The organism is Mycolicibacterium neworleansense, from assembly GCF_001245615.1.
GTDB classification, from domain to species: domain Bacteria; phylum Actinomycetota; class Actinomycetes; order Mycobacteriales; family Mycobacteriaceae; genus Mycobacterium; species Mycobacterium neworleansense.
In genome coordinates this window covers 1,636,656-1,652,932 of sequence record NZ_CWKH01000002.1, presented here as the reverse complement: position 1 = coordinate 1,652,932, position 16,277 = coordinate 1,636,656, and the positions used below count along the sequence as shown (strand labels likewise).

Below are 16,277 nucleotides of genomic sequence, written 5' to 3'. Positions count from 1 at the left end.
TCTTCCGAGCCCGTCATCCCAGAAAATTCGAGTCCTTCGGAAGTACATCAGTTGGTGACTTCCGATACAGGTCAGGCGACCCTGTCTGAAATAACCGAGTACCGATGGAAAGACCACGGCGAGCGCGCCGCAAGACTGTTTGCATGGATACCGGAGTGGGCCAATTCGAAGATTCCCGAAAATGAAGAAATGGCAGGAGAAACTGCACACGCTATAGCAGTATTTCTAGCCGATAAGTCTTCCAAATTGCTAAATCTTAACTCCGACTCCAAGGACGATGATCCACGTATAACCGTCGGCGAGGTCAATCCAAATATTGTTAGTTCGTACACCCAAGCTATCACCCCTTTCTTGGCAGCCATGGTGGGCGATACGAGCGAGACCTCTGCATTCGAGCCACTCGACGCTCTCGATGGGCCCATGCCCAGAAGCTACGCAATCTTCAGCGTGTTGGGCAGCGACGCCACCAGCTCACGCGAGCTCGGTGCAGCAATAGTCAATCTTTCCGAACAGTATTTGGACCAGGTATCGGCCGCACTGAAGGCTTATCCAATATCAGTTGAAAGCGTCAACACAGACGTTCGCCGTGCAGCACAGCTGTTGGGGCTCGCTATGGCCACCGGGATCCAATCCCCAGATTCGTCCCCACTGATCTTCAATGCAGAAATAGCGGAAACCGAGCTCAACTACGCGCTTGCGCTCACGTCTGCTAATCCAATGAATGAAGATATCGACGCAAAATACTTCCGGGACAATGCACTGATAGAGCCAGAGAAGGTGCGTCAAGAGTTTGGCGAGGCCGCATGGGACGAATATTCTGGAATGCTTAGCAGGTATGTGGCGAGGTCGGACGAGCTAAGGGCGTTTTCGTCGCTTTTCTCTCAGACAATGGCGATAATCGCTCGTCGGTGAGGACGAATTCTTAATTTGTTGACGCCAGCCGAGGGCGCCCAAGGTTTTCGCGCCTTACCGCAGGCGCACGATCGAAGCGATCATCGAACTCGAACCGGCAACAGCAGATGGGCTACGGTCAAAAATGCATTCGCAGCGACAAGTGAGCAACCAAACCTCCAGAACGTACAGACAGGTCCTGCCGGCCGGGGTTTATCTCCTCAGCAGCGTCTTGGATACCGCATTTAGCAACGAGGAATGACAACTGGAGTTATTGATGCTCACAACTTCAACAATAGGCCGCGCATTTTCGGGGCTGTTGGCTCTGACAGTTATCACCACCGGTTGTACGCAGCCAGAACCCTCCGCACCCAATACCAGCTCAACGACCTCGAGCGTCCCGACAGCTGACGACATCTTGCAATACTCCAACCGATGGATTCAAAATCCAAACATCGACCTAATGTCACCAGAAGGGACATTCGTCAGAGCCGCAGTGGAATCACTCGACCGTGTCGGATATGGTCGAGGCAGCGGAATCAAAGCAATTGAAGATGCTGGCTATCCCGGATTCTCTCACGCCTTCAACAATGTGAAAGATCCCGATATATTCGGACTCCCTGGAGGCAAAGACCGTGATCAGGTTGGGACAATGTACTGGGAAGTGGTCGCAACGCACCGCAACGGCGACCTCGTTACTGCGGGAGTCTGCGCCTACGGGTCGATGGTCGCCGCGAAGGAATACGGCGGCGGTTACCGGAGTTCGGGACGCCAGCTCCCGGCAGGAAGTGCCAGATGGATCACGTTCGGGCCTGATCAGGCTCTGCCCGGCACCCAGCAGGTTGCACCGCCCTCAAACCAGCGAGGCCCACGGCGGACCCCTAAAGTCAACGTGTTCGGCACCTGGGTAATCACGGATTACAAAGTTCTCGGCGCCGACACCGATCTGCCCCAGTGCAGCAGCACACTCGCTCCAGGTACACCACCGGGCGCCCCAAACGACTATTTCGTCCAACCTGAGCCGCTGCCGACGCTGCCGCCCGACCCGGGTTGGCCGGAGTCGTAACGGTTCCCGTGCCAAGCTGGCAGGCATGACTGACGACGTACGTGAACAGGGCCTGCGGGTCCTCCAGGAGATGGTTCCGCACCTGCCGGCAGGTGTCGTCGAGCCCGACGGTTCCTTCGGCGACGAGATGATGGCCATCGGGGTCGACAATGTCTTCGGTCGGCTCTGGAGCCGCGAAGGGCTGAGCCGCCGTGACCGCAGCCTGGTCACCATGGGCATCCTCATCGCCCTACGAGCCACCGAGGAGTTCGAGTCGCATGTCAGGATCGGCCTGCGAAACGGCCTCACCGAGGACGAGATCGCCGAGGTCATCTATCACTCGAGCGGCTACGCGGGCTTCCCCAACGCCAACACGGCAATGAACGTGGCCAAACGGGTACTCAAAGGTTCGTGACCGCAGTAACCCATCACCGGACCACCGTCGACGGCGTCGACACTTTCTACCGTGCGGCCGGCCCCGTCGACGCCCCGGTCCTTCTGCTCCCCCACGGCTACCCCGCCTCGTCCTACGTCTATCGCAACCTCATGGCACGCCTGGGCGACCGGTGGCGGTCGATCGCGCCGGATCTTCCCGGATTCGGTTACAGCGCAACACCTTCTCCCGAAGACTTCGACTACACCTTTGCCGCCTACAGCCGCTTTCTGCAGTCCCTCGTCGACACGATGGATCTCAGCCGCTACGTGATCTGGTTGCACGACTACGGTTCTCAGTTCGGTTTTCAGCTGGCCATCGCCAAGCCGGAACGCGTTGCGGGCCTTGTCATTCAGAATGGCGACATCTACGAAGACGCCTTCGGCCCAAAGTACGACTTCCTCAAGGAATCGTGGAACAACCCCGGGCCCGCGTCGCGACGCAGGATCGCCCAACACGTGACCCTGCACGGGTTCGAAACCGAGTTCCGCGGTGAACTTCCCGACTACCTCGCCGACCGGATCAGCCCCGACCTGTGGACGCTGCACTGGTCACTGATGTCCACACCGGAGCGCATCGCCAATCTGATCCGGCTCCTGGAGGATCAACCCACCACGCTGGACTGGTTCGCCGGGGAACAGGCTTACCTGCGGGAGCACCAGCCGCCGGCATTGATCGTGTGGGGTCCGCATGACGGCTATATGCCGGCGAAATCCGCACAGGCATATCGACGCGATCTGCCCGACGTGCCGATCCACCTGCTCGGCGGCGGTCACTGGCTGCTGGAAACCCACCTTGACGAAGTGGTTCCGTTGATCGACGAGTTCCTGACGACGGCCTACGCCAACTGAAAAAAGAAATGGAGCCACCCAGGGGAATCGAACCCCTGACCTATTCATTACGAGTGAATTGCTCTACCGACTGAGCTAGGGTGGCGCGCTCGGCGAACCGGGCGGCACGAGTCTACGGCAGTCATGCCCGAGCCTCCAAAGTCACCCGCGCAACGCCTGTCCGATGGTCGCCACCATGGCGTCGACGGCGAACTTGGGCTTGACGTTGATGGCCAGCGCCTCGCGGCATTCCAGCACTGCCTCGATGCAGCGCAGCAGCCGGTCCGGGGGCACGTGGTCGGCCATGGCCTGCACTTTCTCGGCCATGTCCGGGTGGTTGGCGGTCACCGACGAGGCTCCCGACGACACCAGCAGGGCGTCACGGAAGTACGTGGCGAGGTCGATCAGGGCCCGGTCGAGCGCATCGCGGGAGGCCCGGGTCTGCCGGGATTTCTGCCGCCGCTCCAGTTCTTTGAGCGCACCGGCTGTGCCGCGGGTGGTGGCGGCGGTGCCTTTTCCGGTGCCACCGGCCCCGAGGGCCGTCTTGAGCTCCTCGGTCTCGGTCTCGTTGCGTCCGGCGGTCAATGCCAGCGCCTCGGCCTCGGCGACGGCCACCATCTCTTCAGCGGCCGCAAAGGCCCGGGCCGGTGTCGCGGCGTCCCTCGCCAGCCCCAACGCGCGTTTGCGGCGCTCCCGGGCCTCGGGATCGGTCGCCAGGCGTCGGGCCCGGCCCACATGTCCGCCGCTGACCGAGGCGGCCCAGCGAGCATCCGCCTCGGGCAGGCCGTCGCCGGAGATCAGCACGTCGGCGATGGCATCCACCGACGGCGTGGTCAGCGCGATGTGCCGGCACCGTGAGCGCAGCGTGATGGCGATGTCCTCAGGGTCGACCGACGGCGCGCACAGCAGGAACACCGTCGATGGCGGCGGCTCCTCCACCACCTTGAGGAGGGCGTTCGCCGCACCTTCGGTGAGCCGGTCGGCATCTTCGATCACCACGATCTGCCACCGGCCGGTCCCGGGGCGGCGTGACGCGATCTGGACGATCTCGCGCATCTCCTTGACCGCGATCGACAGCCCCTCGGGCACGATACGGCGCACGTCGGCGTGGGTCCCGGCCATCGTCGTCGTGCACGCCCGGCACTCGCCGCACCCGGGAAGACCGTCCGACGTGCACTGCAGGGCCGCCGCGAAGCACAGCGCCGCCACCGAACGCCCCGATCCGGGCGGGCCGGTGATCAGCCAGGCATGTGTCATGGTCCCGACGGCGGTGCCACTGTGTGGCGAATCACCTCGGGCCGCCAAGGCGGCCGCCACCAGCTCCTGTTCCACAGCATGCTGGCCCACCAGCCGCGAAAAAACCCCGCTCATCGTCCCCAACAGTAGTGGTCAAGCCGACACAACCACGTCACAGCAGGCGCTCAACGTCCCTGCGGCCCGATACGGTGAACGGGTGACCACGGAGCCCATACCTATCGCGCGAATCGGTGCATTCGCGCGATGGGTGGCGCGCACCCCGTGGCCGGTGTTCACGCTGGGCATGCTGCAGGCCGACATCATCGGTGCGCTGTTCGTGCTCGGCTTCCTGCGTTTCGGTCTGCCGCCCGAGGATCGCATCCAGCTCCAGGATCTGCCGGTGTTCAACCTGGCGATCTTCCTGGGCTACCTGTTCGTGTCGTTCACCATCGGCGCCTACCTGGCCCTGCGGCTGCTGATCCCGGTGATCCGGTGGCAGCGCCGCGACACTCTGCTGTCCAAGTCGGACCCGGCCATCACCGAGCTGGCCCGCGTACGTGCGCTGAAGATGCCCTTCTATCGCACCCTGATCAGCGTCACGAACTGGTTCCTCGGATCCATCGTGTTCATCGTGGCCAGCTGGCCGGTGGCCAGTAAGTCCGCGCCCGTCGTCCTGGTCGCCACCGCCCTGGGCGCGACCGCGACGGCGATCATCGGCTACCTGCAGTCCGAGCGCGTGTTGCGGCCGGTCGCGGTGGCCGCGCTGCGCGGCGGCGTGCCGGAGAACTTCCGCGCCCCGGGCGTGATCCTGCGTCAGGTGCTGACGTGGGTTCTCTCGACCGGCGTGCCGGTCCTGGCAATCGTGCTGGCCTTGGTGGCCAGCAAGTTCTCGATCCTCACCGCATCGGCCGACCGGCTGACCACCCCGCTGTTGCTGCTGGCCATCGCGGCCTTGGTGATCGGGCTGTCCGGCACCGTGCTGGTGGCGATGTCGATCGCCGACCCGCTGCGGCAGCTGCGCTGGGCGCTCGGCGAGGTGCAGCGCGGAAACTACAACGCCCACATGCAGATCTACGACGCCAGCGAGCTGGGCCTGCTGCAGGCCGGCTTCAACGACATGGTGCGCGAGCTGGCCGAGCGGCAACGCCTTCGTGACCTGTTCGGCCGGTACGTGGGTGAGGACGTCGCGCGCCGCGCCCTGGAGCGCGGCACCGAGCTGGGCGGCCAGGAACGCGACGTAGCTGTGCTGTTCGTGGACCTGGTGGGGTCGACGCATCTGGCCTCGACCATCCCGGCCGGTGACGTGGTGAACCTGCTCAACGAGTTCTTCCGGGTCATCGTCGACACCGTCAACCGGCACGGCGGGTTCGTCAACAAGTTCCAGGGTGACGCAGCGCTGGCCATCTTCGGCGCCCCCATCGAGCATCCCGACGCATCCGGCGGTGCGCTGGCCGCGTCCCGGGAACTGCACGACGAGCTGCTCAGCGTGCTCGGCAGCGACATCGAGTTCGGTATCGGGGTCTCGGCGGGGCGCGCGATCGCCGGCCACATCGGCGCTCAGGCCCGTTTCGAATACACCGTGATCGGCGACCCGGTCAACGAGGCGGCCCGCCTCACCGAACTCGCCAAGCTGGAGGAGGGCCATGTGCTGGCCTCGGCGATCGCGGTCAGCGGCGCACTCGACGCCGAGGCGCTGAGCTGGGACGTCGGCGAGATCGTGGAACTGCGCGGCCGCACGGTGCCGACCCAGCTGGCCCGCCCGATGAACCTGGTGCTGCCCCGCGATCTGGAGCGCCAAACCGAGAGCGACGTCTCCAGCTAGAAGGCTCAGGCCTTCTTGGCGGCGGCCTTCTTCGCCGGGGCCTTCTTGGCAGCGGTTTTCTTGGCGGCAGCCTTCTTCGCCGGAGCCTTCTTCGCGGCCTTCTTCACCGGCCCACGGGCCCGACGATCGGCCAACAGCTCGGAGGCGCGCTCATCGGTGATCGACTGCACGTCATCACCCTTACGCAGGCTGGCATTGGTCTCGCCGTCGGTGACATACGGGCCGAAGCGGCCGTCCTTGATCACCATCGGCTTGCCCGAGGCCGGGTCGGTGCCCAGCTCACGCAGCGGCGGGGCGGCCGCGGCCTGACGCCCACGGCGTTTCGGCTCGGCGTAGATCTTCAGCGCCTCGTCGAGGGTGATGGTGAACATCTGTTCCTCGGTGGCCAGCGAGCGAGAGTCGGTGCCGCGCTTGAGGTATGGGCCGTACCGGCCGTTCTGCGCGGTGATCTCCTCGTTGTTCGACGGGTCGACACCCACCACGCGCGGCAACGACAGCAGCTTGAGCGCGTCGTCGAGTGTCACCGTCTCCAGATCCATTGAGCGCAAGAGCGATCCGGTCCGCGGCTTGGGCCCGGTCGGCTTCTTGCCCTTCTTGGCCGTCGTTCCCGCCTCGGGATCTTCCGGGGGTTCCGGGAGAATCTCGGTGACGTAAGGCCCGAATCGTCCGTCCTTGGCCACGATTTCGTGTCCCGACACCGGATCGACACCCAGCACGCGGCCCTCTTGCGGTGTGGCGAAAAGCTTTTCGGCCAGCTCGAGGGTCAGCTCGTCAGGAGTCAGGTCCTCCTTGAGGTTGGCGCGCTGAGGCTTGAGCTCACCCGGATTGTCCGGATCGGCGATCATGCGCTCCAGGTACGGCCCGTTGCGTCCGACGCGGACCACGATTGCGCGGCCTTCGTCGTCGTCAAAGAGCTTGATGGAGTTGACTTCTCGCGCGTCGATGCCTTCGAGGTTTCCGCCGACGAGGTGCTTGAGGCCACCGGACCGGGCGATCGAGCCCTCGACCCCGTGCTCACCGCCGAAGTAGAAGTTCGACAGCCAGTTGGTGCGCTGCTCCTGACCGTTGGCGATCTCGTCGAGCTCGTCCTCCATGGCCGCGGTGAAGTCGTAGTCCACCAACCGGCCGAAGTGCTGTTCCAGCAGGCCCACGACGGCGAAGGCGACCCAGGACGGCACCAGGGCGCTGCCCTTCTTCTGGACGTAGCCGCGGTCCTGGATGGTCTTGATGATCGAGCTGTAGGTCGACGGGCGGCCGATGCCCAGCTCTTCGAGGGCCTTGATCAGCGACGCCTCGGTGTAGCGGGCCGGCGGGCTGGTCTGGTGGCCGTCGGCGGTCAGATCGGCGGCGTCGACGCGCTGCCCCTGGGTCAGGTTCGGCAGGCGGCTCTCGGCGTCGTCGGACTCACCGCCGGCCAGCTCGTCGATGCTCTCGACGTAGGCCTTGAGGAAGCCGGGGAACGTGATGGTGCGGCCCGACGCGTTGAAGACGACCTGCTCGCCGCCGGCAGCCGTACCGGCGATCCGCAGTGACAGCGTGGTGCCGCGCGCGTCGGCCATCTGCGAGGCCACGGTGCGCTGCCAGATCAGCTCGTAGAGCCGGAACTCGTCGGTGTCCAGCTGCGCGTGCAGCTGGCCGGGGGTCTGGAACACGTCACCGGCGGGGCGGATCGCCTCGTGCGCCTCCTGGGCGTTCTTGACCTTGCGGGTGTACTGCCGCGGCGACGGATGCACGTACTCGGCGCCGTAGAGCTGCTGCGCCTGGTTGCGGGCAGCATCGATCGCGCTGGCCGACAGCGTCGTCGAGTCGGTACGCATGTAGGTGATGTAGCCGTTCTCGTACAGCCGCTGCGCGATGCTCATGGTGCGCTCGGAGGAGAACCGCAGCTTGCGGGCAGCTTCCTGCTGCAGCGTCGACGTCATGAACGGCGCGTAGGGACGACGGGTGTACGGCTTCTGCTCGACGGAGCTGACGGCCAACTGGGCGCCGCGCAGACCGGCGGCCAGCGCCCCGGCACTGGCCTCGTCGAGCACCAGCACCTCGTCGGGCTTCTTCAGTTGCCCCAGCGAGTCGAAGTCACGTCCGGCGGCCACACGGCGGCCGTCGACGGTGTTGAGCTTGGCGGTGAACCGCGGCGGGGTGGCCTGCGGGTCGGAAACGCTGGCGTCCAGCTCGGCGCTGACGTCCCAGTAGCCGGCGCTGCGGAACGCCATGCGCTCCCGCTCGCGCTGCACGATGATGCGCGTGGCCACCGACTGCACCCGGCCTGCCGACAGCTTCGGCGCGACCTTCTTCCACAGCACGGGCGAAACCTCGTAGCCGTAGAGCCGGTCGAGGATGCGGCGGGTTTCCTGCGCGTCGACCAGGGCGATGTCCAGGTCACGCGGGTTTTCCGCGGCTGCGCGGATGGCCGGCTCGGTGATCTCGTGGAACACCATCCGCCGGACCGGCACCTTGGGCTTCAACGTCTCCAGCAGATGCCAGGCGATCGCCTCACCCTCGCGGTCACCGTCCGTGGCGAGGTAGAGCTCGTCGACACCCTTGAGCAGGTCTTTGAGCTCGGTGACGGTGCCCTTCTTGTCCGGGCTGACGATGTAGAGCGGCTCGAAGTTGTCGTCGACATTAACCCCGAGGCGGGCCCACGGCTCGGATTTGTACTTGGCGGGCACGTCAGCGGCATTGCGCGGCAGGTCACGAATATGACCGCGGGAGGATTCGACCACATAATTGGAGCCCAGGTAGCCAGCTATCTTGCGCGCTTTTGTCGGCGACTCGACAATCACGAGTCGCCGGACATTTCCCTTGCTACCGCTGCCGCTATCGCCAGCCAACTGTGCCTACGCTCCACTTCTATAGTTGCCGCGCCACGCCCGGCAACTGACAATTTCGCATTACGCGCGAGCCTACGCAAACCGGCTCTCCGTGTGTCCACCATTAAATACGGGGCCAATGCGCCAACGCCGCGGCGTCCCCGGGTGGTTCCCCGACGTTCTCTACCAGGCGGGACAGGCGTCGCCGCCCACTGATCCGCAGGGCCGGATGCGATCCGCGGGTTCCGATCAATGTCGGGGCGATCCCGACCCGCATCATGGCCGCGGCCAGCACCGGGTGGGTGTCGGGGGCATGCGGGTCCAGCCCGAGCAGATAGCGGTCGTCGGCCTCCGGCGTGCCTGCCGCCAGTGTCCAGGCCCGGAGCTCGCGGGCGCCGGGCAGCCAGCCGGCCGGCACCGTCTTCACCGCGCCCCTGGTCCACTCACCCGCGATCAGCATCAACTGCGGGTCCAGCGCGGTGCGGACCAGTGGGTTGTTCTCGTCGGTCCGCGAAATCTCAGGCACCAGCCCGACCTCACTGATCATCTGGGCCAGCCCTTGGGCGCGCCACAGCTCGTCGACGACGACCGAGATCCGGGCCGCCTGCCGGTCGCCGTTGCCCGCCAGCACCACCTGTCCCGGCCCAGCGAGCATCCCGGTCAGGTCGGCCACCGCAGGCGGCACCGACTCAGCCGAGAAGAAGGACAGCTGGCTCACGAATCGACACTAGGCCAGCGCGGGCCGCAAAAACGAGAACACCCCCGTGGTGTCCGGTCTGGACTCACACGGGGGTGTCTCGTTGGGTTTGTTTGGCTCAGATGGCCCGAACACCCGTGGCCTGCGGCCCCTTGGGGCTCTGGCCAACCTCGAACTCAACCTTCTGGTTCTCCTCCAGGGTGCGGAATCCGCTGCCCTGAATTTCCGTGTAGTGGACAAACACGTCGGCAGAGCCGTCCTCCGGAGCAATGAAGCCGAAGCCCTTTTCCGCGTTGAACCACTTCACAGTTCCCTGTGGCATCTTTTGTTCTTTCCTTCTCTTTCAACCGGGTGCGGTCCACCGACTTCCGATGTACCGGGCCCGTTCCGACCGCCATCCTTCGTGGAGTCGCCCGGAACTGACCCGACCTACAACCCTCGCAGGAACCGCGATCGCAACGACGATCCTGCGAGTGCGAGTACAAACACAGAAGCTGCGACCGTGATCAGTCAACCATGTTCGGGTCGGCTGCGACAGTCTTGGCGTGCGGCGCGTGGTGAACAATTCGTTTACAAATCCGGGCCGACGTCGGCGGGGTAGATCGCAGGAGGAAGAACAGTGCTGGACCAGGGGTCAGATTTCGGCCGTGAGCTGCTCGCTTGCGCTGTCGATGGCACCCCGGCCGGCGAAGATCCGCTACGCCATGTTGCGGATATACCGCCCCGACACGGCAAACCGAATGAGTGGCCGCAATGGGCCCATCCGGAGGTCGTGCAGGCGTTGCGGGACCGCGGAATCACCGCCCCGTGGTCGCATCAACTCGCCGCCGCCGAGTTGGCCCATTCCGGTCGGCACGTGGTGGTGTCCACCGGCACCGCGTCGGGCAAATCTCTGGCCTATCAGCTGCCGATCCTGTCGGCACTGGCCGACGATCCGCGGGCGCGAGTGCTCTACCTGTCCCCGACGAAGGCGCTCGGACACGACCAGCTGCGCACCGCACAGAATCTGTCCGAGACCGTGGCCGCACTGCGCGACGTCGCGCCCGCACCGTATGACGGCGACAGCGCCACCGAAGTGCGCCGGTTCGCCCGGGAGCGGTCGCGGTGGATTTTCTCCAACCCGGACATGATCCATCTGTCGCTGCTGCGCAACCATGCCCGCTGGGCCGTGTTCCTGCGCCACCTCAAGTTCATCGTCGTCGACGAATGCCATTACTACCGGGGCATTTTCGGTTCGAACGTGGCCATGGTGCTGCGGCGGCTGCTCCGGTTGTGTGAGCGCTACTCTCCTGAAGGTTCGGGGCCGACGGTGATCTTCGCCAGCGCCACCACAGCCTCACCGGCCGAGACCGCCGCCGAACTGATCGGGCAGACGGTCGCCGAGGTGACCGAGGACGGTTCTCCTCAGGGTGCCCGCACGATCGCGCTGTGGGAGCCGGCCCTGCTCGACGACCTCACCGGTGAGAACGGCGCGCCGGTGCGGCGGTCGGCAGGCGCCGAGGCCGCACGGGTGATGGCCGACCTGATGACCGAGGGCGCGCGCACCCTGACGTTCGTCCGCTCCCGGCGCGGAGCCGAGCTCACGGCGCTGGGAACCCGGGCCCGGTTGGAGGACACCGCACCTGAGCTGGCTGACAAGGTGGCCTCCTACCGTGCCGGTTATTTGTCCGAGGACCGCCGTGAACTGGAGAACGCGCTCTCCGACGGACGGCTGCGCGGGCTGGCGACCACGAACGCCCTGGAGCTCGGCATCGACATCGCCGGGCTGGATGCGGTGGTGATGGCCGGGTTTCCCGGCACCGTCACCTCGTTCTGGCAGCAGGCCGGCCGGTCCGGCCGGCGTGGGCAAGGCGCGCTGATCGTGTTGATCGCCCGCGACGATCCGCTGGACACCTACCTCGTGCACCACCCGGCGGCGCTGCTGGACAAGCCGATCGAGCGGGTGGTGATCGATCCGACCAATCCGCACGTGCTCGGTCCGCAATTGCTCTGCGCCGCCGCCGAATTGCCCCTGACCGAGGCCGAGGTCCGACTGTGGAACGCCGAGGCGGTGGCCGGGACCCTGGTCGACGACGGCTTGCTGCGAAAGCGTCCGGGCGGCTACTTCCCCGCGCCCGGGGTGGATCCACACCCGGCCGTCGACATCCGCGGCTCCAGCGGCGGCCAGATCGCGATCCTGGAGGCCGACACCGGCCGGATGCTGGGCAGCACCGGCGCCGGCCAGGCGCCGGCCGCGCTGCATCCCGGCGCGGTGTATCTGCATCAGGGCGAGACCTATCTGGTGGACTCGCTGTCCTTCGAGGACGGTGTGGCGTTCGTGTACGCGGCTGACCCCGGCTACACCACCTTCGCCAGGGAGCTGACCGACATCTCGGTCACCGGTCCCGGCGAACGCAAGACGTTCGGTCCGGTGACCGTCGGGCTGGTTCCGGTGTCGGTCACCAACACCGTCGTCGGCTACCTGCGCCGGCGGATGGACGGCGAGGTCATCGATTTCGTGGAGCTTGACATGCCGCCGAGCACCCTGGACACCATGGCGGTGATGTGCACCATCACCCCGGAGGCATTGCAGGACAGTGGCATTGACCCGCTCGCCGTACCGGGCAGCTTGCACGCCGCCGAACACGCGTCGATCGGGCTGTTGCCGTTGGTGGCCAGCTGCGACCGGGGCGACATCGGTGGGGTATCGACGGCCGTGGGGCCGGTGGACGGGCTGCCGTCGATCTTCGTCTACGACGGCTATCCGGGCGGTGCGGGCTTCGCCGACCGCGGATTCCGTAGGTTGAGTACGTGGTGGGGCGCGACGGCCGACGCGATCGAGGCCTGCGAGTGCCCGCAGGGTTGCCCCTCGTGCGTGCAGTCACCGAAGTGCGGCAACGGCAACGACCCGTTGGACAAAACGGGCGCAGTGAAAGTGCTCCGCCTGGTGCTCGGCGCGCTGAGTACTTCCTCAGCGTGATCCCCCGACCGCGTTGACGGCCGACCCCTCGACGGCCGACTACACGGATCGACAACTACGTGGCTGCATTCGGCCACGCCGAACACACAGACGTTGCGACGAACGGTCGGACAACGCGATCCGTTCCCAATCCCGGAGGCCGGGCGCAGTGGCAAATTACGTGAACTCACTCATGTTTGCAACCCGGCAGACGCTACTTCCGAAAACCCGCGACCGGAATCCGCAGTTGTCCGCTGCGGATTCCGTCGCCATCAGAGGCGAGAGCGGCCACGACCCCGCCGGTAAAATGCCCCGCATGACCCACGACTGGCTGCTCGTGGAGACACTGGGTAGCGAGCCTGTTGTGGTCGCACGAGGTCTGCAAACGAAGAACCTCGTCCCGATCAGTGTGTTTCTGCGCCGAAATCCGCACCTGATGGCGATCCAGAGCGCCATCAGGGAAACCGTGCAGGCCGGCCAAGGGCTCAGCAGCATCACCCCCAAGAATGACCGCGTGATCCGCACCGAGGTGGTTCGGATGTCCGACGGAAACATCCACGGAGTGCATGTCTGGATCGGGCCGGCCGATGCCGAGCCGCCGGAACGACCCGTTCCCGGTCCGCTGGTGTGGGACCTGACGAGGGGCGTGGCAACCGATACCGCCGAATCGCTGCACAACAGCGGCATGAACCCGGAGACCGAAGCCACCCACGACCGGACGTTCGCCGATGACCTGCCCGCCAGAGATCTCAACGGCAGTGAGGCCAAAGTGCTGGCCATGACGATCAAGCCCGTGGTGGGCAACACGTTGTGCACCACCTGGGATGTCACCGACCACCAAGGCGACCTCATCACCGTGGGATTCGTGGCCCGGGTCATGCTGGAACCCCACGAGGACGGCTCCGACCGGCTGATCTGCCGGGCGATGAACTGGCGCAGCGAGCGCGAGAAACCCGCGGTGCGCCCCGACAACTTGGCCCAACGCATCCTCGACGGGCTGGCCCAACCCGGCGTGCACCGGGCCCTGGTCGGCCTCGACGACTGGAAACTGCTGAAGTGGCTCGACGAGCCCGCACCGTTCTTCGACTGGCGTCACCGCGACGGCGGGCCGGCCCGCATCCACCCGGCCGACGCCCGGCACATGGCCCGCATGACCACGGATTTCACCGACGGAGTCACCACCGCGGTGCTGCGGATGCGCGCCGAGGACGGCGGCTGGCGCCCGGTGCACATGACGATCAACCGCATCGAACTCGACGAGGACACCTTCGCGGGCCTGATCGCGCTTCGGCTGCCGACCGACGACGAGATCGCCGCCGCCGATCTCGACGAACTCGACTAGGCCACGAAGTCAACCGGTCCCGCGCGCGCAACCGCCCGGGCCGGACCGACTCCCCAGCGACCGAGCCGCACCGGTGTCGCGACCTCGAGCACCACGTCGAGCCCGTCGACGCGGCAGTCGGCGATGACCGAGCGCATCCGGGCCGCGATCTGGGTGGCCTGCCGGCACGCCGCGTCCGGGCCGGACACCACGGCCCCGGCAGCGCCCAGCGCGGCGAGATCCGCGGCGGCCTGGGCACGGTGCCGCGCGGTTACCGCAGCACCCAGGTAGGCGCCGCCGGCCGCGAAGGCGATCAGCATCGCGATCATCGCCGCGGACAGCAGGGTGGCCGATCCCCGCTCACCCGACGCCGGGTTCGGCGGCCGCTGCCGCCTCGGCGGATACCGTGAACCCCGGTAGTACCGTGGCGGCGCTGACCCGCGCGACCACCAAACCGCCGTCCTGACCGACGTGCACGACCGCACCCGGCGGCCCTCGCCGCGAGCCGCCAGGCGCGCGGCTTCCCGGGCCGCGTCGATACAGCGCACCTGCATGCCCACCGCGCTGAGGCCACCGACGCACAGCGCCAAGACGGCCACCAATGACGCGATCGCGAACGCGGCCTCGACAGTGACCGCACCCCGGTCATCTAGACGTTGGTGTTCAAAGCCCGGCTGATGATGTTGGTCAGCGCACTCACGATCGAATCGCCGGTGACCACGGTGTAGAGGATCGCCCCGAACGCCGCCGCGGCGATGGTCCCGATTGCGTACTCGACGGTGGACATGCCTGACTCGTCGAGCAACAACAACGTCGCCTTGGCGTTCGCCCGCCGAATCATGTTTCTTCCCATGACTTTTCCTCCCTTTGCGATGTGTATTCACAACAAACCGGAACCCAGCACGTCAGTGGCCAGGCCGGCGACCACAGGTATGACGCCCAGGCAGAGAAACGCCGGCAGGTAGCAGAGTCCCAGCGGACCGGCTACCAGCACCGAGGCCCGCTCTGCCACCGCGTCGGCCGAGGTGGCCGCGTCGTGCCGGGTCTGCACGGCCAACTCGGCGACGCCGTCGGCCAGGGCACTTCCCGAGGCGGCCGAGCGACGGGCCAGTCGCAGTAGCGCCTCGGCGTTCTTATCCTGGGCTGCAGTGGTATTGGCCGCCGCCCAGGCTCTCACCGGATCCGCCCCGAGTGCCAGGAGTTCAGCCGCACGGCGGAGCAGCGGCGCCAGCGACGCGGGAGCCGACGGGGCGACGGCGGCAGCCGCCGTCGATACCGCCATCCCGGCGGACAGACAAGCAGCGAACAGGTCGAACGTCGACGCAGCGGCGAGCGGGTCGTCGGCCCGTCCCGGTGAGCGGCTTACCGACGCCGCCGGCGGGGGCGCAGCGCGGGTCCGCACGCGGGCCGGATCCGCTCCGACCAGGAGGGCAAACGCGAGAAGCACCGCAGCCCAGCTCATTTCAGCGCCCATTCGGTGATCCGGTCAGACCACATCAGGCCGGCGCAGGCCAGTAGAACTCCGATCACCAGCAGCCACCCGCCCACGCCGGCGCCGCACAAGAACGCCAGCGGCCGTGCACCGATCAATTGGCCCAGCGCTATCCCGGCCACCGGCAGGCCGGCGAGGACCGCCGCGGTTGCCCGCGGCCCTGCCATCGCCGCTTCGACATGTGCGGAAAAGCGTTCGCGCTCAACGATGTCGCGCTGGGCGGTGCGCATCAGGGTCGCGATCGACAGTCCGTACGCGTGGGCCAGGCACCAACACGCGGCGAGCCGTTCCCAGTGCATCGGCAGTTGGGACGCTGCCGCAGCATCCTCCAAGCCGGCCGCCACATCGGCACCCAGGCGCGCCCGCGCGGCGACCGCGGACATGCCCGCGTGGACCGGCCCGGACACCTCGCCGGCCGCGGTGCCGAAGGCGGTGACCGGATGCACCCCGGTGCGCAGCTCACCGACCAACACGTCCAGCGCGGCCTGCAGCGCCGCGGATTCCTGTTGCCGCTGCCTCCGGGCAGCGCGACGCCTGCGCCGGATCGCCACCGTGCCGGCAACCACCGCAGTGGCCAACGCGACTGGCACCGGCACCAGCCAGACCAGAACGGCGCCGAGTATCACCACCACCCGTGCAACAGGCACCCGGCGCGGGCCCGGTGTATCCATCCGCCGCAGCGCGACCGTTCGTCGGGGTGTGGCCGGCCACAGCAGGAGCGCCGCTGCCAACGCCAGTGCGCTCACCGTCACGGCGAGCCCC

General features: G+C 66.5%; 15 protein-coding genes and 1 tRNA gene. 7 read left to right on the top strand and 9 right to left on the bottom strand.

Features of this window, described 5'->3' with window-relative positions; genetic code table 11:
• Positions 1-54 precede the first annotated feature (54 nt).
• From BN2156_RS30605 to BN2156_RS23575, 4 genes are all read left to right on the top strand, one after another.
• Positions 55-912, top strand: a complete 858-nt coding sequence (locus BN2156_RS30605) for a hypothetical protein (RefSeq protein ID WP_131725198.1) — start codon at positions 55-57, stop codon at positions 910-912.
• Between the two features lie 256 nt (positions 913-1,168).
• Complete coding sequence (locus BN2156_RS23585) at positions 1,169-1,957, top strand: hypothetical protein (protein WP_235625455.1); 789 nt, start codon at positions 1,169-1,171, stop codon at positions 1,955-1,957.
• Between the two features lie 25 nt (positions 1,958-1,982).
• Positions 1,983-2,351: a carboxymuconolactone decarboxylase family protein gene (locus BN2156_RS23580; RefSeq protein WP_090517256.1), complete on the top strand. Its 369-nt coding sequence runs from the start codon at positions 1,983-1,985 to the stop codon at positions 2,349-2,351.
• On the top strand, positions 2,348-3,220 hold the full coding sequence (locus tag BN2156_RS23575) for an alpha/beta fold hydrolase (RefSeq protein WP_090517255.1): 873 nt from the start codon (positions 2,348-2,350) through the stop codon (positions 3,218-3,220). The genes BN2156_RS23580 and BN2156_RS23575 overlap by 4 nt, the downstream gene beginning before the upstream one ends.
• 9 nt (positions 3,221-3,229) lie before the next feature.
• Here the strand turns inward: BN2156_RS23575 and BN2156_RS23570 are convergent.
• Together BN2156_RS23570 and BN2156_RS23565 are read right to left on the bottom strand one after the other, a co-directional pair.
• Positions 3,230-3,305, bottom strand: a tRNA-Thr gene (locus BN2156_RS23570).
• Between the two features lie 56 nt (positions 3,306-3,361).
• On the bottom strand, positions 3,362-4,570 hold the full coding sequence (locus BN2156_RS23565; protein WP_090517254.1) for a DNA polymerase III subunit delta': 1,209 nt from the start codon (positions 4,568-4,570) through the stop codon (positions 3,362-3,364).
• Positions 4,571-4,652: 82 nt separating this feature from the next.
• On the opposite strand from BN2156_RS23565, the gene BN2156_RS23560 reads away from it, so the two are divergent.
• Positions 4,653-6,257, top strand: coding sequence for an adenylate/guanylate cyclase domain-containing protein (locus BN2156_RS23560; RefSeq protein WP_090517253.1), 1,605 nt, complete (start codon positions 4,653-4,655; stop codon positions 6,255-6,257).
• A 5-nt stretch (positions 6,258-6,262) separates the two neighbouring features.
• Here BN2156_RS23560 and topA read toward each other — a convergent pair whose 3' ends face one another.
• From topA to BN2156_RS23545, 3 genes are all read right to left on the bottom strand, one after another.
• Positions 6,263-9,088 (bottom strand): type I DNA topoisomerase, encoded by a 2,826-nt coding sequence (topA, locus tag BN2156_RS23555; RefSeq protein ID WP_090517252.1) that lies wholly within the window; start codon positions 9,086-9,088, stop codon positions 6,263-6,265.
• Positions 9,089-9,191: 103 nt separating this feature from the next.
• Positions 9,192-9,785: a hypothetical protein gene (locus tag BN2156_RS23550; protein ID WP_090517251.1), complete on the bottom strand. Its 594-nt coding sequence runs from the start codon at positions 9,783-9,785 to the stop codon at positions 9,192-9,194.
• Between the two features lie 97 nt (positions 9,786-9,882).
• Positions 9,883-10,086, bottom strand: coding sequence for a cold-shock protein (locus tag BN2156_RS23545; protein ID WP_003882601.1), 204 nt, complete (start codon positions 10,084-10,086; stop codon positions 9,883-9,885).
• Between the two features lie 297 nt (positions 10,087-10,383).
• Here BN2156_RS23545 and BN2156_RS23540 point away from each other — a divergent pair, with 297 nt between their 5' ends.
• Positions 10,384-12,723 carry a DNA 3'-5' helicase SftH gene (locus BN2156_RS23540; RefSeq protein ID WP_090517250.1) on the top strand — a complete coding sequence of 780 codons (2,340 nt, stop codon included), beginning with the start codon at positions 10,384-10,386 and terminating at the stop codon, positions 12,721-12,723.
• A 295-nt stretch (positions 12,724-13,018) separates the two neighbouring features.
• Positions 13,019-14,044 carry a PAS domain-containing protein gene (locus BN2156_RS23535; RefSeq protein WP_090517249.1) on the top strand — a complete coding sequence of 342 codons (1,026 nt, stop codon included), beginning with the start codon at positions 13,019-13,021 and terminating at the stop codon, positions 14,042-14,044.
• Here the strand turns inward: BN2156_RS23535 and BN2156_RS31455 are convergent.
• From BN2156_RS31455 to BN2156_RS23515, 4 genes are read right to left on the bottom strand one after another with little or no spacing between them, the layout of a single operon-like run.
• Positions 14,041-14,622: an Rv3654c family TadE-like protein gene (locus BN2156_RS31455; protein WP_328287102.1), complete on the bottom strand. Its 582-nt coding sequence runs from the start codon at positions 14,620-14,622 to the stop codon at positions 14,041-14,043. The genes BN2156_RS23535 and BN2156_RS31455 overlap by 4 nt on opposite strands.
• A gap of 50 nt (positions 14,623-14,672) precedes the next feature.
• On the bottom strand, positions 14,673-14,876 hold the full coding sequence (locus tag BN2156_RS23525) for a DUF4244 domain-containing protein (protein ID WP_090517248.1): 204 nt from the start codon (positions 14,874-14,876) through the stop codon (positions 14,673-14,675).
• A gap of 27 nt (positions 14,877-14,903) precedes the next feature.
• Positions 14,904-15,485, bottom strand: coding sequence for a type II secretion system F family protein (locus BN2156_RS23520; RefSeq protein WP_090517247.1), 582 nt, complete (start codon positions 15,483-15,485; stop codon positions 14,904-14,906).
• Complete coding sequence (locus BN2156_RS23515; RefSeq protein WP_090517246.1) at positions 15,482-16,267, bottom strand: type II secretion system F family protein; 786 nt, start codon at positions 16,265-16,267, stop codon at positions 15,482-15,484. The genes BN2156_RS23520 and BN2156_RS23515 overlap by 4 nt, the downstream gene beginning before the upstream one ends.
• Positions 16,268-16,277: the final 10 nt, after the last annotated feature.